This is a genomic window from Streptomyces sp. NPDC006872 (genome assembly GCF_040635845.1).
Classification (GTDB): Bacteria; Actinomycetota; Actinomycetes; order Streptomycetales; family Streptomycetaceae; genus Streptomyces.
In genome coordinates this window covers 445,634-467,612 of the sequence record NZ_JBEYIL010000008.1, presented here as the reverse complement: position 1 = coordinate 467,612, position 21,979 = coordinate 445,634, and the positions used below count along the sequence as shown (strand labels likewise).

Sequence of the window (21,979 nt, the reverse complement as noted above, 5' to 3'; positions counted from 1 at the left end):
CTCAGACCACCGTCTCGACGGCGTAGAGGCTGGCCATGCCCGCGTCGGTGAGCACCCCGAGTCGGCCGCCGACCCAGGTCAGCGCGGAGCGCCGTACCGAGTGCTCGATCGGGAAGCGGAGGAGGGGGCGCAGCTCGGCCGGGTCGAGCACCTGGACCTCGTCCCGGTGCGAGACGGCCAGGCGGCCGCCCTCGGCGTCGATCGCCAGATCGCCGCGCGCGGAGTCGAACGGCAGCGGCCAGCCTGCAGGGTGCGTCCCGTCGGTGAGGTCGAGACAGTGCCAGCGCCAGGTCCCGTAGCGGTCCTGGGCGATCAGGCGCGTGCCGTCCGGTGTGAACAGCAGCTTGGCCACCATCGCGAACCCGCCGGACCAGGTGTGCCGCACCCGGCCGTCGGCCACTTCGCGCACGACCACCTCGCCGGGCCGCGCGCAGTACGCGAGCAGGGCGCCGTCGGGGGAGAGGGCGCCCTCCATCTGGAGCGAGTGTCCGCCGTGCGTCGTCGCCGGGACGGTCTCGCGGAACAGCTCGCTCCCGTCGGCGAGTTCGGTGACGACGACATCGGGCTCGGCGTACCAGACGGCGCGGGTGCCCGCCCCGCCCAGAAAGCTCACCGGGTGCGGGTTGTGGGCCGTCAGGGCCTCGAACTCGCCGAACGGGACCGGTCCGGCGAAGATCTGGTGGTCGCCGCGCACCAGGAGCCGCTTCAGCTCCGGAACATGACGGGCCTGCCAGGCCAGCCGGCCGGCGGGCATCGACACGCTGTCGGCCAGGCCGCCGTCCTCGTCGACCAGGAGCAGCCGCTCACGCTTGTCGGTGTCGTCGAACCGGTTGCACAGCAGCCGTCCCTCCACCGCCTCGGCCACCATGGCGCCGGTGTAGGCGGGGCCCAGATACCGGTGCATGACCGGTTCTCCCGGGGCGGCCGTGGGATCGCTGAGCACGAACCCCTTCCGCAGCCTGGCCCACTCCTGCTTCAACGCGTACTCCGGCCCGGCCCCCTCCTTCCTGGTCCGCCGCTCCCGGCCGGGGGAACCGGCGAGGGTCTCGACGACGCCGTCGGCGCAGTGGCTGGTCCAAGTCCGGCCCGTGGCCGGGTCGTTGAGGTGTCGTGTGCGGGGCATGTCTCGATCCTTCACCGAAGCGGGCGGCTCCGACCCGCAGTTGTGTCAGAAGTGTTGACCGGGTCTCTGGAAACGTTTTAACTTCACCTCACTCGGCCCCCGAGGGGAGGAGACTCCGTGGCGACGCTGCTGCGTGAGAACCCCAGTAAGACGGAAGAGAGTAGCTCGTCCCGCCGCTCGATGCGGCGGCGAAGTGATCGGAAACGTTTTCAGGAACGGCGCAACCGGACCCTGTTCCTGCTCATGCTGCCGGGGCTCGTCTACTTCCTGGTGTTCCACTACGGCGCGCTCGCCGGGAACCTCATCGCCTTCAAGGAGTACGTGCCCTTCGACGGCCTGTGGGGCAGCCCCTGGGTCGGACTCGGCAACTTCCGGCGGATGTTCGAGGACGCCGGATTCTGGGACGCCGTCCTCAACACCCTCTGGATCGCGGTCCTCCAGCTCGTCTTCTACTTCCCGGTCCCACTCGCCCTCGCCCTGCTCCTGCACACCCTCACCTGGAGCACCGTCCGCCGCTTCGTGCAGTCGGTGGCCTATCTGCCGCACTTCATCTCATGGGTGATCGTCGTCGCCCTGTTCCAGCAGGTGCTGGGCGACACGGGCCTGGTGAACGGCTATCTCGGCGACGCGGGCCTCGGCACCGTCGACATCATCGGCAACCCCGACGCCTTCCGGCCGCTCGTCGTGGCCCAGGTGATCTGGAAGGACGCCGGCTGGGGCACGATCATCTTCCTCGCCGCGCTCTCCCAGGTCGACGAGCAGCAGTACGAGGCCGCCGCCATCGACGGGGCCGGCCCCTGGCGGCGGTTCTGGCACATCACCCTGCCCGCCATCCGGCCGGTGATCGTGCTGCTGCTCATCATGCGGCTCGGCGACGTCCTCTCCGTCGGCTTCGAACAGATGCTGCTCCAGCGCGACGCCGTCGGCCCGCAGACCGCCGAGGTCATCGACACCTTCGTCTACTACCAGGGCATCGTCGGCGGCGACTACGGATTCGCCGCCGCCGCGGGCCTGTTCAAGGGCGTGATCGGCGCCCTGCTCGTGTACGCGGCCAACAAGGTCGCCCACCGCCTCGGCGAACAGGGGGTCTACCGTTGAGCGCCCACGTCCGGCCCGGCTGGATGGAGAAGCCGCGACCGCTGACCCAGGCCGCGAAGGCCGTCGCCCTCACCGCGGTGGTCCTGCTGGTCTGCGTGCCCTTCCTCGTCATCCTGTCGACCTCGCTCGCCGCCCCGCGCGAGGTCGTGGCGAACGGCGGCTGGGTGCTGTGGCCCGAACACCCCACCCTGCAGGCGTACCGCGACATCCTCGACGGCGGCATCGTCACCCACGCCCTCGCCGTCAGCGCCGGAGTCACCGTCGCCGGCACCGCGCTCAGCCTCGCCTGCACGGTCGCCCTCGCCTACGCCCTCTCCCGCCCCGGAGTGTTCGGCGGCCGCCCGGTCCTGCTGCTGATCCTGTTCACCTTCCTCTTCCCACCGGGCATGATCCCGGGCTTCCTGCTGGTCAAGGAGCTGGACCTGCTGGGCAGTTACGGCTCGCTGATCCTCCCGGTGCTGGTCAACGTCTTCAACCTGGTCGTCCTGCGCGGCTTCTTCCAGGGCATCCCGGAAGAGCTGTACGAGGCGGCACGCCTCGACGGCGCCGGGGACTGGCGCGTGCTGTGGTCCATCGTGCTGCCGCTGTCGAAGGCGGCGCTCGCCGTCGTCGGACTGTTCTACGCGGTGGCCTACTGGAACTCCTGGTTCTACGCCTCGCTCTACCTCGAGAGCGACCAGTGGCCGCTGCAACAGGTGCTGCGCACCTACGTCGTGGCCGGCTCCGGCCTCACCGACACCACCACCGGCGAGGCCACGGTCAACGCGCCGCAGACCATCCAGATGGCCGTGCTGGTGATCGCCACCGTGCCGATCCTGCTCGTCTACCCCTTCCTCCAGAAGTACTTCACCAAGGGCGTCCTCACCGGCGCCGTCAAGAGCTGAGCGACACCACCGCATTCAAGAGCCGCACGCAGAAAGGTCATTCGTCATGTCCAGCATGTCCCGACGCACGCTGCTGCGATCCATGGCCGCCGGTGGCGCCGCCGTCACCGTCCCCGGTCTGCTCACCGCCTGCTCCACCGGTTCGGACGACGGAGACGTCTCCAACGCGGGCAAGGAACTGACCCCGTGGCCCGCCTACGCGGCGCCCGCCGGACCCCGGCCCGACCTCGCCCCCACCGAAGCGGGCGTCCAGGCCGGGTTCACCTCCTACCCCTCCTCCCTGGTCACCTCGGTCGCCCGGACCCCCGGCGACGGCTCCACCGTGAGGGTCCTCACCGTCACCTTCGGCACCCCGCCCAAGCCGGCCGCCCAGAACCAGTACTGGCGGGCCGTCGAGAAGGCCCTCGGCGTGAAGATCGAGTTCACGGTGGTCCCGCAGGCCGACTACCAGAAGAAGATGGCCACCGTCATGGCCGGTGACCCCGATTCCCTGCCCGACGTCATCAACGTCTTCACCGGGGTCACCCTGCCCCGCGAGGCCCAGTTCGTGCAGCGCAGAGCCGAGGACCTGACCCCGCACCTCTCCGGCGCGGCGGTCCGGGACTACCCCAACCTCGCCGGCATCCCCACCCACGCCTGGCGCGACATGGGCCGCATCGGCGGACGGCTCTACGGCATCCCCCTCGAACGCCCGGTGCCCGGCTCCACCCTCTGGCTCAACCAGGGCGCGTTCACCGAGGCCGGCATGAAGAACGGCTGGACCTCGACGGACTTCACCGCCGTGGCCAGGAAGGGCACCCACGGCAAGCGGTACGCGCTCGGCGCCTCCGTCGGCTCCCTCTTCGGCAACGCCGTCCACGCCGCCGCCCACAACGCCCCCAACGCCTGGGCCGTCGACAAGAACGGCGCCTTCCACCCCCACTACACCGACGACCGCTACAAAGCCGCCGTCGCCTTCCAGGCCCGACTGCGCAAGAACGGCTCCTACCACCCCGACGCCACCTCGATCTCCTCGGTGGACCTCAGCACCCTCTTCCTCAACGGCACCGTCGCCTCCCTCCAGGACGGCTTCGGCGCCTACCAGACCCGCTACCCCGACGCCGAGGGCCTGCTGACCCCGGCGCCCGCCCTCCCGTACAGCGTCGACGGCGCGCCCGGCGGCATCGTCGCCGCCCGCCGCTCCTTCGGCTACACGATCCTGAAGAAGGCGGGGAAGGAGCGCATCCAGATGCTGCTGCGCCTCCTCGACCACCTCGCCGCCCCCTTCGGCACCAAGGAGTGGGAACTCGTCCACTACGGCCTCGAGGGCGTCCACTTCACCCGCGGCAAGGACGGCGCCCCGCAGCCGACCCGGCTCGGCGAGGTGGAGAACGTCTCCAACCTGCCGTTCCGCTACCTCGCCGAGGGCCCCCAGGTGCTGTTCCTGCCGGGCCTGCCCGACGCCGTACGAGCCCTGCACACCTGGCAACAGGCCGTGGTCCCGGTCGCGATCCGCAACGCCTCCTTCGGCCTGAAGTCCCGCACCGAGACCTCCCAGGGCGCCACGCTCAAGGCCCTGATGGACGACACGATCACCGCCGTCGTCGCCGGCCGCGCTCCGATGTCGGAGTACGACGAGGCGGTACGGACCTGGCGCTCCCGAGGCGGCGACAGAATGGCCGGGGAGTTCGCCGAGGAGCACGACGCCAACACCTGAGTCGGCGGCAGCGGCGGACCTGGACACGGCCGAGGGGAACGGGGAGCGACATGACGGCACAGGGGCGGGTGACCATCCGAGAGGTGGCCGAACGGGCGGGCGTGTCCGTGGCCACGGTCTCCCGCGTGCTCAGCGGCAACTACCCGGTACCGCCCGCCACCCGCACCCGGGTCCTGCGCGCCGCCCGGGCCCTCGACTACGTCGCCAACGCACACGCGCGTGCCCTCGTCGGCGGCGGCCGCAAGACGGTCGCCGTCGTCGTACGCCAGGTCACCAGCCCGTTCTACGCGCAGGTCGCCGAGGGAGTCGAGGCGGAGGCCGCCGTCCACGGCCGGCTCTGCCTGGTCGGCACCACCGGCGGCGACCCGCAGCGCGAACTGGAGTTCGTGCAGCTCATGCGGGAGGAGGGGGCCCGGCTGGTGATCCTGGTCGGCGGGGTCGTCGAGGACGACGCCTACCGCGAGCGCGTCGCCCACTACGCCCAGGCCCTCGACTCCGCCGGCGCCCGCCTGGTGCTGTGCGGACGCCCCGCGCCCGACCCCGACATCCCCGCACTCGTGGTCGAGTTCGACAACGAGGCCGGGGCCCACGCCATCACCGGACACCTGCTCTCGGCCGGCCACCGCAGGATCGTCTTCCTCGGCGGACTGCCCGGCAACACCGCACTGGACGCCCGCGTCCACGGCTACCGGGCCGCCCTCGCCGAGCACGGACTGCCGCCCGAGGCCGCCCATGTCGTCGACTGCGGCCTCGGCCGGGCCGCAGGACTGCGTGCCATGGCCCGACTCCTCGAGGAACGCCCGGAGTTCACGGCCGTCTTCGCCGGGGACGACATGGTCGCGGCCGGCGCGCTGCGCGCCATCGCCGAGGCCGGACTGCGCGTCCCCGACGACCTCTCCGTCGTCGGCTACAACGACATCCCGCTCGCCGAGGACTTCAACCCGCCCCTCACCACCGTCCGCACCCCCGCCGAGGAACTCGGCCGCGCCGCCGTGCGCATCGCCCTGCGCGACCCCGAACACGCCGCCGGCGCCCACCATCTGCTCGGCACCCACATCGTCGTACGCGACAGCGTCGCCGCGCCCCCATCCGGGCGCGCCCACTGACAGACGGAGGTACCGCCCCCGTATGACCGCGCCGCATCCGTCGGCCGACGCCGGCCACCTGCCGCCCCCCGACCCCGACCTGTCCCCCCGTACCGGCTACACCCGCGCCCACTGGGAGGCCACCGCCGACCGGCTCCTCGCCGCGCTCCGGCCGTACGCCACCCCCGGCCTCGCCCAGTACCGGCTGCCCGGCCGCACCGGTCACTCCGGCGCCTGGTCGGACGGTCTGGAGGGCTACGCCCGCTCGTTCCTGCTGGCCGCCTTCCGCATCGCCGGCTCGCACGGAGCCGTCGGCCCCGACCTCGTCGAGCGCTACGCCGCCGGGCTCGCCGCAGGCGTCGACCCCCGCCATCCGGAGCACTGGCCGCCCATCACCGACCGGAGCCAGCCCATGGTCGAGGCCGCCTCCGTCGCCATCGCCCTGCACGAGACCCGCCCCTGGATCTGGGACCGGCTCGACGACACGACAAGGCAGCGAGCGGTCGACTGGCTCGACGGCTTCGTCGGCGCCACCGTCAACGACTCCAACTGGCGGCTCTTCCAGGTCATCGCCGAGGAGTTCCTCGCCTCCGTCGGCGCTCCGCACGACCGCGCCGAGATCGACGCGGGCCTGGACCGCCTCGACGACTGGTACCGGGGCGGCGGCTGGTACACCGACGGCGACGGCCGCAAGTTCGACTACTACAACGCGTGGGCCCTGCACCTCTATCCCGTCCTGTGGGCCCGGGTCGCGGGCCCCCGCGCCGACCCCGCCCGGGTCGCCGTCCACCGCGCCCGGCTGCGCGAGTTCCTCGGCGTCCACCAGTACTTCTTCGGCTCCGACGGCGCCCCCGTCCACCAGGGCCGCTCCCTCACCTACCGCTACGCCGCCGCCGCACCGCTCTGGGCGGGCGCCCTCGCCGACGCCACCCCACTGCCGCCCGGCCGCACCCGCCGCCTCGCCTCGGGCGCCCTGAAACACTTCACCGACCACCGAGTGCCCGACGAACGGGGCCTGTTGAGCCTCGGCTGGTACCGCCCCTACCTGCCCGTCACCCAGCCGTACTCGGGACCGGCCTCCCCCTACTGGGCGAGCAAGGCCTTCCTCGGTCTGCTCCTGCCCGTCGACCACCCCGTCTGGACGGCACGCGAGGAAGCGGGCCCCGTGGACACCGCCGACCGGCAGCTGTCCCTGCCCGCACCGGGCTGGCTGCTGCACTCGACGGCCGCCGACGGGATCGTCCGCCTGGCCAACCACGGCAGCGACCGCCTCCCGCCCCCGCCCGCCGCCTCCGACGACAGCCCGCACTACACGGGCTTCGCCTACTCCACCGCGACCGCGCCCGAGACCCCGCCCCCCGGCGAGGAACCGGGCCCCGACAACCGCATCGCCCTGCTCACCCCCACCGGTCCCTCCCGGCGGGGCCGTATCCACCCGCTGTACGCGGACGGCCGGCGGGCGGCGTCCTGGCACACCCCGCTCGGCCCGGACGGCGACGGGCGCCCGCACATCACCACCGTGAGCGTGGTGCACGGACCGTGGGAGATCCGCGTGCACCGTGTCGAGGCCCCGGCGGGCACGCCCGTCCGGGCCGGCGGCTGGGCCGTGGCCTGCGACGACGCCCCGCCCGCCGCGCGGACCGGCCGGACCTGGGCGGTGGCCCGCCGGGCCGACGGACTGACCTCGGCCCTCGTCGGCCTGCTCGGCTGGGACGACGCCGCCGCCGAGGTGGCACGGGCCCGCGGCCACAACGCCTACGGCGACCACTCGGCCGTCCCGGTCCTCACCGCACCCCACCCGGGGGGCACGCTGCTGCTGGCGACTCTGGTGGTCCTCACCGCCGACCCACTGGTCTCGACGGACGGTCCGACGGGCGCGAGCGCGGTCCTCGCCCCCGACGGCAGCGTGCGGCTGCGCTTCCCGGACGGCACGACCGAGAACGACATATATTTTGCGGCCCACGGGACCGGCTACCGGACAAAACGCGCGTATTAATATGCCGTGCTATACTCGTTACTAGTTGCAGTTGTGGTTCCCGAAACTTCAAGTGCCTTGGCGACTGGATGTCGTCGGGCACTTTTGTATCTCCGGTGCTTATCCGGACGGGGTTCATTTGTGGCAACGCAGGGGTTCACACAGAGTGAGCTCGCGGGCACTGCCCCGAAGGAGATCTGACATGGCTACTGGCACCGTCAAGTGGTTCAACGCGGAAAAGGGCTTCGGCTTCATCGAGCAGGACGGCGGCGGCCCCGACGTCTTCGCCCACTACTCGAACATCGCCGCCCAGGGCTTCCGTGAGCTTCAGGAAGGCCAGAAGGTGAACTTCGACGTCGTGCAGGGCCAGAAGGGCCCGCAGGCGGAGAACATCACCCCCGCCTGACGCGGAACAGCATGAAGCAGCCGGGGCCCCCACCCAGTGGGGGCCCCGGCTCCTGCTTTCCCATTAATCCACTGGATTCTTGTCAGTTTTGCATTCGGCTCGTTCTTGCAATTCATCCGACGCGGTCCTGTCGGGAATTCCTCGATGCGTGCCCTGTCGAGGAAGGTTCGTCATGAGCCGTTCAACTCGCACGAACGACCGTAATCGTCCGCAAGGGGAGTTCGCGCTTCCCGTCACCGTCACCCCGGAGCTCCCCGCGGTGGCTGCCTTCGGCGAACTGGACATGCCCGCCGAGTTGTTGGAGATGCTCACCGGTCACGGCCTGACGGAGCCCTTCCCGATCCAGGCCGCCACCCTGCCGAACTCCCTCGCCGGACGCGACGTCCTGGGCCGCGGACGCACCGGATCGGGCAAGACCCTCGCCTTCGGCCTTGCGCTTCTCGTGCGCACGGCCGGGCAGCGCGCCGAGTCGCGCAAGCCGCTGGCCCTGATCCTCGTGCCCACCCGCGAGCTGGCCCAACAGGTCACCGACGCGCTCACCCCCTATGCCCGGCTGCTGAAGCTGCGGCTGGCCACCGTCGTCGGCGGAATGTCGATCGGGCGACAGGCCGGCGCGCTGCGGACCGGCGCCGAGGTGGTCGTCGCGACGCCCGGCCGGCTCATGGATCTCGTCGAGCGCAAGGACTGCCGTCTGGACCGGGTGAAGATCACCGTCCTGGACGAGGCCGACCAGATGGCCGACATGGGCTTCATGCCCCAGGTCACCCAACTGCTGGACCAGGTACGCCCCGACGGCCAGCGCCTGCTGTTCTCGGCCACGCTGGACGCCAACATCGACCTTCTGGTCCGCGAGTATCTCCACGACCCCGTCGTCCACTCGGTCGATCCGTCGGCGGGCGCGGTCACCACGATGGAGCATCACGTGCTGCACGTGCACGGCGCCGACAAGTACGCCACCGCCACCGAGATCGCCGCCCGCGACGGGCGCGTGCTGATGTTCCTGGACACCAAGCACTCCGTCGACCAGTTCACCCGGCACCTGCGGGGCAGCGGCGTCAAGGCGGCGGCGCTGCACAGCGGCAAGTCACAGCCCCAACGGACCCGCACCCTGGCCCAGTTCAAGGACGGCCACCTCACGGTGCTGGTCGCCACCAACGTCGCCGCCCGGGGCATCCACATCGACGACCTCGACCTCGTCGTCAACGTCGACCCGCCCGCCGACCACAAGGACTACCTGCACCGCGGTGGCCGTACCGCGCGCGCCGGCGAGTCCGGCAGCGTCGTCACGCTGGTGCTGCCCAACCAGCGCCGGGACATGGCCCGTCTCATGTCCGCCGCGGGCATCCGCGCGCAGATCACCCAGGTCCGCTCCGGCGAGGCCGAACTGAGCCGCATCACCGGCGCCCAGGCTCCTTCCGGGGTCCCCGTCGACGGCAGCGCGCCGGTCACGGAGCGCCCGCAGCGCGGCGGCGCCCCGTTCCGAGGCATGGGCACCCGCCCGGGGCGGGCAGGCCGCGCCGGCGGCGAATCCCGCCGAGCCGCCGAGGCCCGCCAGACGGCAGAGGCCCGCAAGGCCGCCCGGATCCGCCGGGGCGCATAACCGCGAACGACGGCGTGCAGCCGTCAGCGGATCCGACAGCCGCTGTACCGGGCAGGTCGTCAGCTAGTCAGCCCGCCAGGCGGTCAGGCCGTCAGCCCGCCAGGCGGTCAGGTTGTCAGCTCGGCGGGCCGCCAGCCCGTCAGGCGGCCAGGCGGTCAGCTCGACGGGCCGTCAGGCCGTGAGCTCGATGGGCCGCGAGCCCGTCAGGCGGTCAGCCCGCCAGCCCGCCAGCCCGCCAGGCGGCCAGGCCGTCAGGCGGTCAGCTCGACGGGCCGCGGGGCCCGCCCGGCCGGGGCTGTTCGTCGTGCCGTCCACGTCCCTGTCGCATGGACCATCGACGCCGCCCCGTCGCCCCGCGCAGCCGTGACCGCGTCGCCGCTTGCGGCCGACGCGGGGAGCGGGCAGGGTTCCGTGCCGTGGCCACCTTGCTGATCGTCCATCACACCCCCTCGCCCAACTGCCAGGCGCTCTTCGAAGCGGTCGTCTCGGGCGCGACGGCGCCGGAGATCGAGGGCGTCCGCGTCGAGCGGCGGGCCGCGCTCGCCGCGACCCCCTCCGACGTCCTGGCCGCCGACGCCTATCTGCTGGGCACCCCGGCCAACCTCGGCTACATGTCCGGTGCGCTCAAGCATTTCTTCGACCAGGTCTACTACCCCTGCCTCGACACCACCGGGGGCAGGCCCTTCGGCTACTACGTGCACGGCGGCAACGACGTCACCGGCGCGGTGCGCGGCATCGAGGCCATCACCACGGGCCTGGGCTGGCGACGCGCCGCCGAGCCCGTCACCGTCACCGGGGAACCGGGCAAGGCGGACCTGGCGGCCTGCTGGGAACTGGGCGCGACGCTGGCGGCCGGCCTGATGGACTAGGACCGGTCCTGGACACTCTCAGTTCCAGAGCGGATACGTCACGACCTGCCCGAACTGCTCGGGCCTGGCTCCCGGGTAGGTCAGGGTGATCCGGCTGTAGTGCTGCACCTGCGGATCCTTCTTCCACGGCTGCGGCCGGTCCAGCTTCACCACGACGGCGTAGGGGTGGAATTCGCCCGCCGCGCAGTAGGGATCGCAGTCGTTGACGACGTTGACCCCGGTGGCCCGCGCCGACTCCGCGCCCCAGCTGTCCCAGTGCAGCGAGACGAGCCGGCTGTTGCCGTCGCCGCACGCCAGGATGAAGTCGCCGGGCCGCACCTGAGCGTGCCAGAAGCAGTCGACCAGAACGGGCGTCGTGGCCTGCCGCACCACGGCCTCGCGCGCCGTGGGCGGCGACGCGGCCGGAACGGCCGAGGCCGAGCCGACGGCCGCCGTGAGGCCCAGCGCCGCACAGAGCATGACCGCTGTTCTCGTCGTGTGTCGCATCTTCGCTCCCGCCCGCCCGACCAGGGGCCCGTCGGTGTGCCGTGCCCCGAAGAAGTTCTCTACCGACGCTACGACGACGAGCGGAAGGGGACCACTCGAACGGGCCAGACGATGCCCCGGTCGTAGGAGGCGGGGTCGAGGCCGCGCAAGGACTCGGGGTCGGTCTGGACTCGCAGGGTGCGGCGCGCAGTGCCGCGACACGCCGTCGAGGTATCCGCATTCATCCTTTCGGGGAAGGGGCCGCGCACAGCTGCGGCTGAAAACGTGCGCCGAGCAGGGCGAATCCCCAGAAGGTCATGGTCAATTCAAGCCGATGTTTTGGCATTCCCATGACAAACCTGTGCACCCGGTGCCACGCTGCTGCCGAAGTTCACCATTCCTTCACACCCGCATCATGCGGGGCATCCCCCCATTCACCCCCCACCTCCTTCCACCCGCCTGCCGTGCAGCGCTCCGGACCGGCCCCACCCCGTCGGTCCGCCCCCACCTCGGCCGCCATCACCGGCCGACCGTCGCACTGAAGGAGACCCCGTTGCCCCGGCGACCCCGTCCCACCATCCGGCGCAGACGCGCCACCGCCATCGCACTGACGGCCATCGGCACCCTGTTGGCCCTGGGCGCCCCCACCGGCACCGCCGGCGCGGCGCCCGCCGACCCCGGCCCGTCCACCCTCACCGCCACACCGCGCGCCGGCGCCGCCGCGAAGTCCCTGTCACCGGCCCTGCGCGCCTCACTGATCAAGAGCGCGCAGAGCACGGCCGGCACCACGGCCCAGCGGCTCGCCCTCGGCGCCCAGGAAAAGCTCGTCGTGAAGGATGTCGTCCAGGACGCCGACGGCACCACGCACACCCGCTACGAGCGCACCTACGCCGGACTGCCCGTGCTCGGCGGCGACCTCGTCGTCCACCTCAAGAGCGGCCGGACCACCGTGTCCAAGGCCACGGACGCGACGCTCGCACCGGCTTCCCTCACCCCGAAGCTCTCCGCGTCGAGCGCCGGCGGCAAGGCCCTCGCGGCCGCGAAGAGCGCCGAGGTCACCGGCGCCGCGGCCGAGCGCGCGCCCCGACTCGTGGTCTGGGCCGGCCCGACCAGGTCCGTCCTGGCCTGGGAGACGGTCGTCGAGGGCGTCCAGCAGGACGGCACCCCCAGCGAACTCCAGGTCGTCACCGACGCGAGCACGGGCAAGCAGCTGCTCGCCGCCGAGAAGGTGCACACCGGCACCGGCACCGGCCAGTACAGCGGCACGGTCCCGCTCGGCACGACCCTGTCGGGATCGACGTACCAGCTCACCGACGGCGAGCGCGCCGGGCACAAGACGTACGACCTGAATCAGGGCACCTCCGGCACCGGGACCCTGTTCACGGACGACAACGATGTCTGGGGCAACGGTCTGCCCTCCAACCGGCAGACCGCCGGTGTCGACGTGGCCTTCGGCGCCTCCGCCACCTGGGACTACTACAAGGACGTGTACGGCCGCAACGGCATCCGCAACGACGGCGTCGCCGCCTACAGCCGCGCCCACTACGGCAGCAGCTACGTCAACGCCTTCTGGCAGGACAGCTGCTTCTGCATGACCTACGGCGACGGCTCGGGCAACACCCACCCGCTGACCTCCCTCGACGTGGCCGCCCACGAGATGAGCCACGGCGTCACCGCCGCCACCGCCAACCTCACCTACTCGGGCGAGTCCGGCGGCCTCAACGAGGCGACCTCCGACATCTTCGCCGCCGCCGTCGAGTTCCACTCGGGCCTCGCCGCCGACCCCGGCGACTACCTCGTCGGCGAGAAGATCGACATCAACGGCAACGGCACCCCGCTGCGCTACATGGACAAGCCCTCCAAGGACGGCTCCTCGCGCGACAGCTGGAGCTCCACGCTGGGCAGCATCGACGTCCACTACTCCTCGGGCCCCGCGAACCACTTCTTCTACCTGCTCTCCGAGGGCAGCGGCGCCAAGACCGTCAACGGCGTCTCCTATGACAGCCCGACCTCCGACGGCCAGGCCGTCACCGGCATCGGCATCGAGAACGCCGCCGCCATCTGGTACCGGGCGCTGACGACGTACATGACCTCGTCGACCAACTACGCGGGCGCGCGCACCGCCACCCTCCAGGCGGCGACCGACCTGTTCGGCGCCTACAGCCCCACCTACCTCGCCGTCGCCGACGCCTGGGCCGGCATCAACGTCGGCAGCCGGATAGCCCTCGGCGTCAACGTCGCCCCGATCGCCGACCAGACCAGCGGCGTCGGCCAGGACGTCAGCCTGCAGGTGGACGCGTACACCACCAACAGCGGCTCCGGCCTCACCTACGAGGCGACCGGGCTGCCCGACGGTCTGAGCCTCAGCGCGAGCGGTCTGATCTCCGGCACGCCCACGACCCTCGGGACCAGCGACGTCACCGTCAAGGTCACCGACAGCACGGGCGCGTCCGTCACGGAGGCCTTCAGCTGGCGGATCGCCTACGTCTACGCCACGAGCACCCGGGTGGACATCCCGGACAACGGCGCCGCCGTGGAGTCCCCGATCACCATCGCGGGCCGTGACGGGAACGCCTCCGCCACCGCCTCGGTGTACGTCAACATCGTCCACACCTACCGCGGTGACCTGACCGTCGACCTGGTCGGCCCCAACGGCACGGTCTACTCGCTCCTCAACCGCACCGGCGGCTCCGCCGACAACGTCGACCAGACCTTCACGGTCGACGCCTCCGCCCAGCCCCTCAACGGCACCTGGAAGCTGCGGGTCCAGGACCGTGCGTCGATCGACGTGGGCTACATCCAGCGCTGGCAGCTCACCCCCTGATCGCAGTCCGTCCCGACAGCACCGCCCGGGCCCGCCAGGCCCGGGCGGTGTGCGTCAGGCACCGAGGGGACGCACGACACAGGCGGGGCCTGAGGACTACGGGCCTCAGGCCCGCCTGGGCGCGGGGACGATCCCGCCCGCGAGCTGGGCCAAGGGCGTGCCGTGCGCCCACAGTCGCAGCCGCGGGCCGTCGATCAGATACGTGTGGGCCTCGCGCGAGGCCCACACCTCGTCCCGGTGGGTGAACGTGCCCCGGTGCACCACCAACCGCAGCGGGGGACCGGCCCGGCCGCGCGCCAGTACCCGCGCCCGGCACGAACAGGCCGACTCCTCGTCGGGCAGCGGCTCGGCCACCGGACGGAACGCCACGTCGAGCAGACGCCCCCGGCCGTCGCGGGCGGCGAGATGAAGGGCGTCGTGCCGCGACGGCGGCAGCACCCGCCAGCCGTCCCGCCGGAGCATCCGGGCCACGGCGACCACCAGCGCGGGCATGTCCAGCTCCGCCAACTCCTCGGCGGTGTAGTAGCCACCCCGCCGCCGGTTCGGCCGACGGGACCGACGGAGCAGAACGACGGCCACGACCGCGAGCGGCACGAGGACCAGCGCACCGGCCGGCCCGCCGAACCTCCGGGAGACCAGCGCGACTCCCGCGACCGCGCCGCATCCGACGACGACCAGAGCGGCGAGGGCCGGCAGCACCTCGCGCAACCGGGGCCCGTAGCGGCCCGCCGCGCGCAGCTCACGCACCGTCCGACGGCGCCGGTCACCCGCCGACTCGCCGCCCTGCGCCTGCGCCTCCCCCTGCTCCCGCGTGCGTGCCATCAGGGTCGGCTCCCCCCAGCCCGTGCACAACGACGTGTACCGGGTGGATACCCGCCCCGACAGGGATTGCGCTCGTCCGCCGCTTTTCCGCCATGGCCTTGGCCGAAGATGCTCCCGGCAGGCCGTGCGGCGGGCCTCGCGGCGGGCCGTTGTCAGTGGTGGGTGACAAGCTGCTGGTCATGGACGAGGTTGAGTTCTTGCGGGGCCGGGTCTACGGCGCAGATCACGACGACGCGGGTCCCCGCCCGGACCGCGTGTACGCCCAACTGGTGGGCGGCCCGCTGGACGGGCTGCTGTTGGACGTCACGGATCGCTCCGCCCACGAACTGCGCGAGGTGGCGCTGACCACGGAGATAGGCCGCTACGGGCCCGGCGGCCGCGCCCTGTACGAGCGACGCGGCGCCGACGACCGCCGTTTCGACTGGCGGGGGGACATCCCATGAGCCGCCGTGGACGTGGCCGTATGCCGCGCCACTTCAGATAGGGCCCGTCGACGCCCACCTTTCCGGGTCCGCTGGTGTAGCGGCGCTTGAACGCCGTACCGCCGCTGATCCCGTCAGCGCCATGTCGGGGGAGTGGGCGGGGAGGGCGTGCCTTTGTCGCGGGAGGGTGATCAAATGTGCGAATGTCGACCGGATACACGCCAGCCACACCCGCCGCACGCGCAACCACCGCACCTCAGGCCCGTCATGGCTGGCACAAACTCCTCATCGGCCTCTTCCTGTTGAATCGCGCGACGCGCATTCCGGCCGCGATCGACGGCACGTTGGGGGCGAGTCCGTCCGGCTGGTGGATCGTGCTGTGGGAGGTGCTCGGTCTGGTGCTGGCCGCCTTCGCGGTGAGCGAGTGGGAGATCCTCGAGTCGACGGCCTGGCGTATGCCGGTGTCCCAGTGGATCTGCATGGCCGTCTTTCATATCGGACTCATTGGTTTCTTCGTGTTTCTGATGATCCGTCTGCTCTAGCCTGACCCGCGGCGCAACGGATCTTTGTTCGATCGCACGAACATGACTTCGACAGGGTTACTTCTGTCGCCCGCGCTTGATAGGAAACTTTCCTGTCAGTCAGAACTCGGTCGCAACACGGAAGTCACCCCACCCCCCACTCCTCGTCTGGAGCCCCTGTGGCGCACATATCCCGGCCGGTCGACGGCCCCACCCCCACCCCCGCCCCCACCCGCACCTCCGCCTCCACCTCTCGTCGGGTCTTCCTCGCCCTGACCGGAGTCGCCGCCGGTGCCCTGGCGGCCATCCCGCTCCTTGACGCGCAGAGCGCGGGCGCGGCGACCGCCGCAAAGGCGAAGGGCCTCGACGACCCGGCGAAGAAGGAGATCGCCATGAAGCTGGTGTCGAGCGCGGAGAACTCCTCGCTCGACTGGAAGGCCCAGTACCAGTACATCGAGGACATCGGCGACGGCCGCGGCTACACCGCCGGCATCATCGGTTTCTGCTCCGGCACCAGCGACATGCTCGACCTCGTGGAGCTCTACGCCGACCGCAAGCCCGGCAACGTCCTTGCCAAATACCTGCCCGCCCTGCGCGCGGTCGACGGCACCGACTCGCACGCCGGCCTCGACCCGAACTACCCCAAGGACTGGCGCAAGGCCGCCCAGGACGCGGCGTTCCAGCAGGCCCAGAACGACGAACGCGACCGCGTCTACTTCAACCCGGCGGTCAGCCAGGGCAAGACGGACGGTCTGGGCGTCCTGGGCCAGTTCGTGTACTACGACGCCATCGTCATGCACGGCGACGGCACCGACCCGACCAGTTTCCGCAGCATCCGCAAGCGTGCGCTGGCCAAGGCGAAGCCGCCGGCCCAGGGCGGCGGCGAGACGGCGTACCTGAACGCCTTCCTCGACGCCCGGGTCTGGGCCATGAAGCAGGAGGAGGCGCACAGCGACACCAGCCGCGTCGACACCGCCCAGCGCGTGTTCCTGGGCAAGGGCAACCTCAACCTCGACACACCGCTGGACTGGAAGGTGTACGGCGACAGCTATCACCTCGGCTGAGAGCGCCGCCGCCGTGTCACTGTGACATGCCTGTGACGCGGACTTGTGGCCTCCGTCACGGCTGGGGAGCTCGGCTTCCGTCCAAGATCGGCGAATGCCGCGACGCACGACACCGATCGCGCGGCACCCGACGGAAGGTGTGCCCCAGCCGTGTTGGCCCTGTTAGGAATGGCAACTTTGCTCGCGGCTCCCGTCTGGTGCATCGCGGTCGTCGTCAAGCTCGTCTCCGTCGCCCTGCCCGGCAGGCGGCCGGACTGGGCCGTGGACCTGCTGCGCTGGTCGGCGAAGATGGCGGCTGCGGCGGCCGTCGGCTGCTATCTGCTGGGGGCCGGAGCGGTGGCGTTCGCCGAGCACGAGTCCCGGTCCGGCGCGGACTCGTCCCCCGCGCCCGCCTGCCGCGGCGAGGAGGTGCCGGAGGAGATCCGCCGACACCTCGTCACGCACCGGGCCTCCTACTTCCCGCCGGGCTTCGAGTGCGTACTCGACGACGGCACCACGTACGAGAGCAGCGGCGGCTACGACTGGACGAACGCGTTCATCGTCGTCTTCGCCGGCGGGGCCGGCGCTCTCGCCGTCACGGCCAGGTGCACGACGGCACGTCGGGCCCGGCCGCCGGCCGTGACCGTGACCGCGTGAGCGGCGCCCCTGAGATCAGGGCAGCAGCGGCAGAGTGGAGCAGTTGGAGTTCGCGGGCTTGCCGTTGAGCCGGTCGGTCAGCCACGAGATCGCATCGCCCTGGTCGACGAGCAACGGCGTGAAGTGGTTGATCAGGGCCCGGCCGAGGGGCAGCAGGATCACCGGCTTGTACGTGACGTCGGCGCCCTTGGCGCACCAGGCCACGGCGAGGGCGCGGGCCTGCGCGTGCGGCACCAGGTCGTCGGCGGTGCCGGTCGCCACCCGGACCGGAGACGTCGGCTCGAGGGCGCCGATGCGTTGGTCGGCGAGGAACGCCTTGAGCGCCGGCTCCGACTGCACGACGTCGCTGATGGACTGCCCGTCCGTGGTCCAGGCGGTGCTGCGCGCCGAGTTGTAGGCGAGCAGCGCGTCGCCCACGCACATCGTCGACAGGTCCTTCAGCGCGGCGCGGCCCGCCGCGTTCAGGTGGGCTTCGGCGATCGGTTTCAGGGCGGGGTCGGACTCCAGGAAGCCGTTCACCGACCAGCCGAGCGCCCCGGCCAGGTCGCTGCCGTCGATGGCCTCGGTGACAGCGGCCAGATCGGCGGGCGGCGCCCCGGCGTAGGTCCCGGAGAGGGTGACGTCGGGGGCGTAGGAGGGCTGGAGTTCGGCGGCGGCGGCCGTGGCTCCGCCGCCCTGGCTGTAGCCGAACAGTGCCACCTTGGAGCCGGCCGTGAGCGACGTCCCGTCGAGGGAGCGGGTCGCGCGGACGGCGTCGAGGACGGCGTGGGCCTCGTCCACCCGGTTGACGTAGGTGTGCAGCCGATCCGTCGCGCCGAGCCCGGTGTAGTCCGTGACCACGACGGCGATGCCCCGGGCGAGGAGACGGTAGATCGCCAGGGTCTCGTAACCGACCGACAGGGTCTGCCCGTTGACGAGGAGCGGGTGTTCGAGGCCGAGGGAGGCGGCGCACTGGTCGCCCTGGCCCATGGTGCCGGGCGCCAGGGCGACCAGTGGCCGCGGCCCGCTGCCCGTCCAGCGGGCCGTCGGTTCGAGGTATGCGCCGGTGACCGCCATGGGCCGGCCGGCGGAGTCCGTGGACTTGTACATCAGGCGGGTCGCGGTGCCGGGCAGCGGTCCGTCGATGCCCGGGAGGCTCAACGCGAGGGGGAGCGGTTCGGATCGGATCAGGGCGCCGTCGGCCGGCGGAAGCGAGGCGGGCGGGTTGTAGAACGTGGGGATGGTGACGCCGCGCGAGACGACGGCGTCCGACTGGGTCGTCGCGTCTGCGGGTACGGCGGTGACTCCGAGGCAGGCGGCAGCGGTGACGGCTGCGGCGAGCAGGCGGGTGGGGGTGGGCATGGCGGACCTCCGGTGAGGGGGAGGCCGAGCCTTCGTCTGCGGCTCGGGTGGCGGACGGCCCGGTGGGGTACGGACCGTGACGACCGAGCGGCGCGGAGCCTCGGTCGTCCACCGTTGCCCCGCACCGCTCTTAGACGAACTGTCAGGACCGTAGCGGCGGGTGGGTTACCTCGGGTAGCGGTCGGTAGGTTACGGTTCAGTAATATGACTGATCGGTAACGTGGCGTCCGTTTGCGTCAACGAGTCCGTCCAGGCGGTGTGGTTGACTCTGTCCGTGCTGCACGAATCGGTTTTCCGCACCACGGACCTACCGGTGGACGCGCGGTTCGAGGCATGGGCGGAGCGCATGGGCGGTACCCACGCGCCCATGCAGCTCACCAGCGACCGCACCGCGGACTACCGCGGCCACCAGCGCGTGATCGGGCTGGGCGACGACGTCACGGTATGGCCCGCCACCTTCGACCACCTGGTCTTCCGCCGCACACCGAAACTCGTCCGGCAGTCCGATCCCGAGACGTACCACCTGTCCCTCCTGCTCAAGGGCGAGGGGGCCGCCGACTGGGGCAGAGAGCAGGCGGCCTACCGGATCAACGACTTCCACACCAACTCCTCCTCCCGGTCCTGGGACATCGCCACCGGCCCCGACCCGGTCACCCTCGTCGGCCTGGAGATCCCCCGGTCCCTGGTGGTCGTGCCCGGCCACCGCCACGACCGTTTCGTCGGGGGCCGCGTCTCGGGCCAGGAGGGCATCGGCGCGCTGCTGGCGCAGTTCCTCCTCCAACTGGTCGCGGACACCTCCCCCTACCAGCCCTCGGACGCACCCCGGTTGGGAACGGTGGTCGTCGACCTCGTCACGGCCGTCTTCGCGCACGCGGTGGACGCCGACCTCCGGCTCCTGCCGGAGACCCACGGCCGCACCCTCACCCTCCAGGCCAAGTCGTACATCCGCCGGCATCTGAGCGACCCGGACCTGACCCCCGCCAGGATCGCCGCCGCGCACCACATCTCCCGCAGCTACCTGTACCGCCTCTTCCAGGCCGAGGGCCTCGCGGTCGCCTCCTACATCCGGGACCAGCGACTGGAGAAGGCCCGCCGCGACCTCGCCGACCCCCGGCTGCACGCAGTGCCCATCCACGTCGTCGCCGCCCGGTGGGGCTTCCCGCGCGCCGCCGAGTTCACCCGGGCGTTCCGCACCGCCTACGGCCTCCCGCCCAGCGAACTGCGCGAACAGGCGCTGACCGAGGCGTAGTGCGGCGGTGTGGAGTGCATCGGTGTGGACGCTCTGCCAAGTAGCCGTGGACGGTACGCCAACGACACAACGGGCGTCTCTCCTGCACCATGAAGATCACCGCGGCGCACGCCGCGAGCACGCGGGCCGTGCCAGGACGACGGGGGAGTCCTGGCACGGCACGGACGCCCCGCCGCCGCACACCGGCCGCGGACGACCGAGCCCCGCGGATGATCGAGTGGTGACGGCCCGGCCGCGGGCGTACCGTCAAACGGTGGACCCGACAGTGGACACAGCCGTCCGCTGACCTCTCCAAGGGCCCGCCCCCGAGCGGGCGACACGCTATGAGCAGCCTTCCGCAGCCGACTTCAGCGACCCAGGCCTCCGCCCGACAGGACGGTGGCGGGAACCTGATGGCGCTGCTCGTCATCGCGTCGTGCCAGCTGATGGTGGTCCTGGACATCACCATCGTGAACATCGCGCTGCCGGACATCCAGCGCTCCCTGGACTTCTCCACCACCAGCCTGGCGTGGGTGGTCAACGCCTACACGCTCACCTTCGGCGGCCTGCTGCTCCTCGGCGGCCGGGTCGGCGACATCCTGGGCAGACGGCGGGTGTTCATCTTCGGAGTGCTGCTCTTCGTGCTCGCCTCCCTGCTCGGCGGACTCGCCCAGAACGAGGCCCAACTCCTCGCCGCACGCGCCCTGCAGGGCGTCGGCGGCGCCATCGCCTCCCCGACCGCGCTCTCCCTGGTCAGTACGACGTTCCAGGAAGGCCCCGAGCGCAACCGGGCCTTCGGGGTCTTCGCCGCGGTCTCGGCGGGCGGCGGCGCCATCGGACTCCTCGCGGGAGGCATCCTCGTCGAGTGGCTGAACTGGCGGTGGGTGCTCTTCGTCAACGTTCCCATCGGACTGCTCATCGCCCTCGCCACACCCCGCTTCATCAAGGAATCCGAACGTCACCCCGGCCACTTCGACATCACCGGCGCACTCACCTCCACCGCGGGCATGGTGCTGTTGGTGTACGGGTTCATCAGAGCCGCGCAGGAAGGCTGGCGGGACGCCCTCACGCTGGCCTCGTTCGCCGCCGCCGTCGTCATCCTGGCGGTGTTCATCCTGGTCGAGCGGCGTTCGCGGCAGCCGATCACCCCGTTGCACATGTTCGCCGACCGCAACCGGGCCGGCACGTACGGCATCATGCTGTGCCTCGCCGCCGCGATCTTCGGCATGTTCTTCTTCCTCACGCTCTTCGTGCAGAACGTGCTCGACTTCAGCCCGCTCGCGGCCGGCCTCGCCTTCCTGCCGGTCAGCGCGGTCATCGCGATCGGCGCCGGGCTGGCCTCGAAGTTCCTGCCCACGTACGGCCCCAAGCCCTTCATGGTGGTGGGCGCCCTCCTCGCGGCGGGCGGCCTGTCCTGGCTGACCCTGACCGACATCCACTCCACCTACGCGGGCAGTGTCCTCGGACCGATGCTCGTCTTCAGCCTCGGCATGGGCATGGAGTTCGTGTCCCTCACACTGATGGCGCTCTCCAACGTGTCCCCACGGGAGACCGGCGCGGCCTCCGGACTCCTCAACGCCACCCAGCAGGTGGGCGGTTCGCTCGGCCTGTCCATCCTGGTCACGATGTACGGCACGGCCAGCCGCAACGAGGCGGAGAACCAGATCCCCGACTTCCTGGCCCAGGCGACCCCGGCCGAACGGCTGCAGTTCCGACGCACCGGGCAGCTTCCCGACCCCTGGGCGGACGAGGTCCTCACCGCCGGCGTCTCGGCCGCCTTCGTCATGGCGGCGATCTTCACGGTCCTGGCCGCGCTGATCGCGGTCGTGGTGATCCAGGTCCGCCCCTCGGACCTGGAACGCCTCAAGGGCGGCACGGTCCCGGGCGCCGGCTGACACGTCGTAGATCTTGACCCCGGTC

19 protein-coding genes are annotated in these 21,979 nt (G+C 71.5%); 15 read left to right on the top strand and 4 right to left on the bottom strand.

Translation table 11 applies throughout. The features are described from left to right. Position 1 precedes the first annotated feature (1 nt). Positions 2-1,123: a hypothetical protein gene (locus ABZ725_RS25630; RefSeq protein ID WP_358804906.1), complete on the bottom strand. Its 1,122-nt coding sequence runs from the start codon at positions 1,121-1,123 to the stop codon at positions 2-4. 243 nt (positions 1,124-1,366) lie between these two features. Here ABZ725_RS25630 and ABZ725_RS25625 point away from each other — a divergent pair, with 243 nt between their 5' ends. From ABZ725_RS25625 to ABZ725_RS25590, 8 genes are all read left to right on the top strand, one after another. Next, positions 1,367-2,221 (top strand): ABC transporter permease subunit, encoded by an 855-nt coding sequence (locus tag ABZ725_RS25625; RefSeq protein WP_358804976.1) that lies wholly within the window; start codon positions 1,367-1,369, stop codon positions 2,219-2,221. Continuing rightward, a complete protein-coding gene (locus tag ABZ725_RS25620) occupies positions 2,218-3,105 on the top strand; it encodes a carbohydrate ABC transporter permease (protein ID WP_358804905.1) in 888 nt (295 codons plus the stop codon). The genes ABZ725_RS25625 and ABZ725_RS25620 overlap by 4 nt, the downstream gene beginning before the upstream one ends. 46 nt (positions 3,106-3,151) lie before the next feature. Beyond that, positions 3,152-4,801, top strand: a complete 1,650-nt coding sequence (locus ABZ725_RS25615) for an extracellular solute-binding protein (RefSeq protein WP_358804904.1) — start codon at positions 3,152-3,154, stop codon at positions 4,799-4,801. A 50-nt stretch (positions 4,802-4,851) separates the two neighbouring features. After that, positions 4,852-5,907, top strand: a complete 1,056-nt coding sequence (locus ABZ725_RS25610; RefSeq protein WP_358804903.1) for a LacI family DNA-binding transcriptional regulator — start codon at positions 4,852-4,854, stop codon at positions 5,905-5,907. Positions 5,908-5,929: 22 nt separating this feature from the next. Next, entirely contained in the window at positions 5,930-7,882 is a 1,953-nt protein-coding gene (locus tag ABZ725_RS25605) for a DUF2264 domain-containing protein (protein WP_358804902.1), read from the top strand. 181 nt (positions 7,883-8,063) lie between these two features. Further along, positions 8,064-8,267: a cold-shock protein gene (locus ABZ725_RS25600; protein WP_351907225.1), complete on the top strand. Its 204-nt coding sequence runs from the start codon at positions 8,064-8,066 to the stop codon at positions 8,265-8,267. Positions 8,268-8,439: 172 nt separating this feature from the next. Further along, positions 8,440-9,867, top strand: coding sequence for a DEAD/DEAH box helicase (locus tag ABZ725_RS25595; protein WP_358804901.1), 1,428 nt, complete (start codon positions 8,440-8,442; stop codon positions 9,865-9,867). Positions 9,868-10,283: 416 nt separating this feature from the next. Continuing rightward, entirely contained in the window at positions 10,284-10,736 is a 453-nt protein-coding gene (locus ABZ725_RS25590) for a flavodoxin family protein (RefSeq protein WP_358804900.1), read from the top strand. 18 nt (positions 10,737-10,754) lie between these two features. Here the strand turns inward: ABZ725_RS25590 and ABZ725_RS25585 are convergent, their stop codons facing one another. Further along, the gene (locus tag ABZ725_RS25585) at positions 10,755-11,222 is read right to left on the bottom strand and encodes a hypothetical protein (RefSeq protein WP_358804899.1); all 468 of its coding nucleotides are present in this window, start codon (positions 11,220-11,222) and stop codon (positions 10,755-10,757) included. Between the two features lie 532 nt (positions 11,223-11,754). Between ABZ725_RS25585 and ABZ725_RS25580 the strand changes: the two genes are divergently transcribed. Next, positions 11,755-14,025: a M4 family metallopeptidase gene (locus tag ABZ725_RS25580; RefSeq protein ID WP_358804898.1), complete on the top strand. Its 2,271-nt coding sequence runs from the start codon at positions 11,755-11,757 to the stop codon at positions 14,023-14,025. A 105-nt stretch (positions 14,026-14,130) separates the two neighbouring features. Here the strand turns inward: ABZ725_RS25580 and ABZ725_RS25575 are convergent, their stop codons facing one another. Beyond that, positions 14,131-14,847 (bottom strand): hypothetical protein, encoded by a 717-nt coding sequence (locus ABZ725_RS25575; RefSeq protein WP_358804897.1) that lies wholly within the window; start codon positions 14,845-14,847, stop codon positions 14,131-14,133. Between the two features lie 179 nt (positions 14,848-15,026). Between ABZ725_RS25575 and ABZ725_RS25570 the strand changes: the two genes are divergently transcribed. The 4 genes from ABZ725_RS25570 to ABZ725_RS25555 all read left to right on the top strand — a co-directional run bounded on the left by ABZ725_RS25570 (position 15,027) and on the right by ABZ725_RS25555 (position 17,490). Then, positions 15,027-15,290, top strand: coding sequence for a hypothetical protein (locus ABZ725_RS25570; RefSeq protein WP_358804896.1), 264 nt, complete (start codon positions 15,027-15,029; stop codon positions 15,288-15,290). A 182-nt stretch (positions 15,291-15,472) separates the two neighbouring features. After that, positions 15,473-15,811, top strand: coding sequence for a hypothetical protein (locus ABZ725_RS25565; protein WP_358804895.1), 339 nt, complete (start codon positions 15,473-15,475; stop codon positions 15,809-15,811). A gap of 251 nt (positions 15,812-16,062) precedes the next feature. Continuing rightward, positions 16,063-16,854 carry a chitosanase gene (locus tag ABZ725_RS25560; RefSeq protein WP_358804975.1) on the top strand — a complete coding sequence of 264 codons (792 nt, stop codon included), beginning with the start codon at positions 16,063-16,065 and terminating at the stop codon, positions 16,852-16,854. A 168-nt stretch (positions 16,855-17,022) separates the two neighbouring features. Then, on the top strand, positions 17,023-17,490 hold the full coding sequence (locus ABZ725_RS25555; protein ID WP_358804894.1) for a hypothetical protein: 468 nt from the start codon (positions 17,023-17,025) through the stop codon (positions 17,488-17,490). Between the two features lie 15 nt (positions 17,491-17,505). Here the strand turns inward: ABZ725_RS25555 and ABZ725_RS25550 are convergent, their stop codons facing one another. After that, positions 17,506-18,831, bottom strand: coding sequence for an alpha/beta fold hydrolase (locus tag ABZ725_RS25550; RefSeq protein ID WP_358804893.1), 1,326 nt, complete (start codon positions 18,829-18,831; stop codon positions 17,506-17,508). A 220-nt stretch (positions 18,832-19,051) separates the two neighbouring features. Here ABZ725_RS25550 and ABZ725_RS25545 point away from each other — a divergent pair, with 220 nt between their 5' ends. Together ABZ725_RS25545 and ABZ725_RS25540 are read left to right on the top strand one after the other, a co-directional pair. Beyond that, positions 19,052-20,080 carry an AraC family transcriptional regulator gene (locus ABZ725_RS25545; RefSeq protein WP_358804892.1) on the top strand — a complete coding sequence of 343 codons (1,029 nt, stop codon included), beginning with the start codon at positions 19,052-19,054 and terminating at the stop codon, positions 20,078-20,080. 392 nt (positions 20,081-20,472) lie between these two features. Continuing rightward, a complete protein-coding gene (locus ABZ725_RS25540; protein ID WP_358804974.1) occupies positions 20,473-21,954 on the top strand; it encodes an MFS transporter in 1,482 nt (493 codons plus the stop codon). Positions 21,955-21,979: the final 25 nt, after the last annotated feature.

Excerpts from the sequence above, each read along its gene's own strand:
- ABZ725_RS25630 (WP_358804906.1), bottom strand. The coding sequence starts at position 1,123 with ATGCCCCGCACACGACACCTCAACGACCCGGCCACGGGCCGGACTTGG.
- ABZ725_RS25625 (WP_358804976.1), top strand. The coding sequence starts at position 1,367 with ATGCTGCCGGGGCTCGTCTACTTCCTGGTGTTCCACTACGGCGCGCTC.
- ABZ725_RS25615 (WP_358804904.1), top strand. The coding sequence starts at position 3,152 with ATGTCCAGCATGTCCCGACGCACGCTGCTGCGATCCATGGCCGCCGGT.
- ABZ725_RS25610 (WP_358804903.1), top strand. The coding sequence starts at position 4,852 with ATGACGGCACAGGGGCGGGTGACCATCCGAGAGGTGGCCGAACGGGCG.
- ABZ725_RS25605 (WP_358804902.1), top strand. The coding sequence starts at position 5,930 with ATGACCGCGCCGCATCCGTCGGCCGACGCCGGCCACCTGCCGCCCCCC.
- ABZ725_RS25600 (WP_351907225.1), top strand. The coding sequence starts at position 8,064 with ATGGCTACTGGCACCGTCAAGTGGTTCAACGCGGAAAAGGGCTTCGGC.
- ABZ725_RS25595 (WP_358804901.1), top strand. The coding sequence starts at position 8,440 with ATGAGCCGTTCAACTCGCACGAACGACCGTAATCGTCCGCAAGGGGAG.
- ABZ725_RS25585 (WP_358804899.1), bottom strand. The coding sequence starts at position 11,222 with ATGCGACACACGACGAGAACAGCGGTCATGCTCTGTGCGGCGCTGGGC.
- ABZ725_RS25575 (WP_358804897.1), bottom strand. The coding sequence starts at position 14,847 with ATGGCACGCACGCGGGAGCAGGGGGAGGCGCAGGCGCAGGGCGGCGAG.
- ABZ725_RS25570 (WP_358804896.1), top strand. The coding sequence starts at position 15,027 with ATGGACGAGGTTGAGTTCTTGCGGGGCCGGGTCTACGGCGCAGATCAC.
- ABZ725_RS25565 (WP_358804895.1), top strand. The coding sequence starts at position 15,473 with ATGTCGACCGGATACACGCCAGCCACACCCGCCGCACGCGCAACCACC.
- ABZ725_RS25555 (WP_358804894.1), top strand. The coding sequence starts at position 17,023 with ATGGCAACTTTGCTCGCGGCTCCCGTCTGGTGCATCGCGGTCGTCGTC.
- ABZ725_RS25550 (WP_358804893.1), bottom strand. The coding sequence starts at position 18,831 with ATGCCCACCCCCACCCGCCTGCTCGCCGCAGCCGTCACCGCTGCCGCC.
- ABZ725_RS25540 (WP_358804974.1), top strand. The coding sequence starts at position 20,473 with ATGGCGCTGCTCGTCATCGCGTCGTGCCAGCTGATGGTGGTCCTGGAC.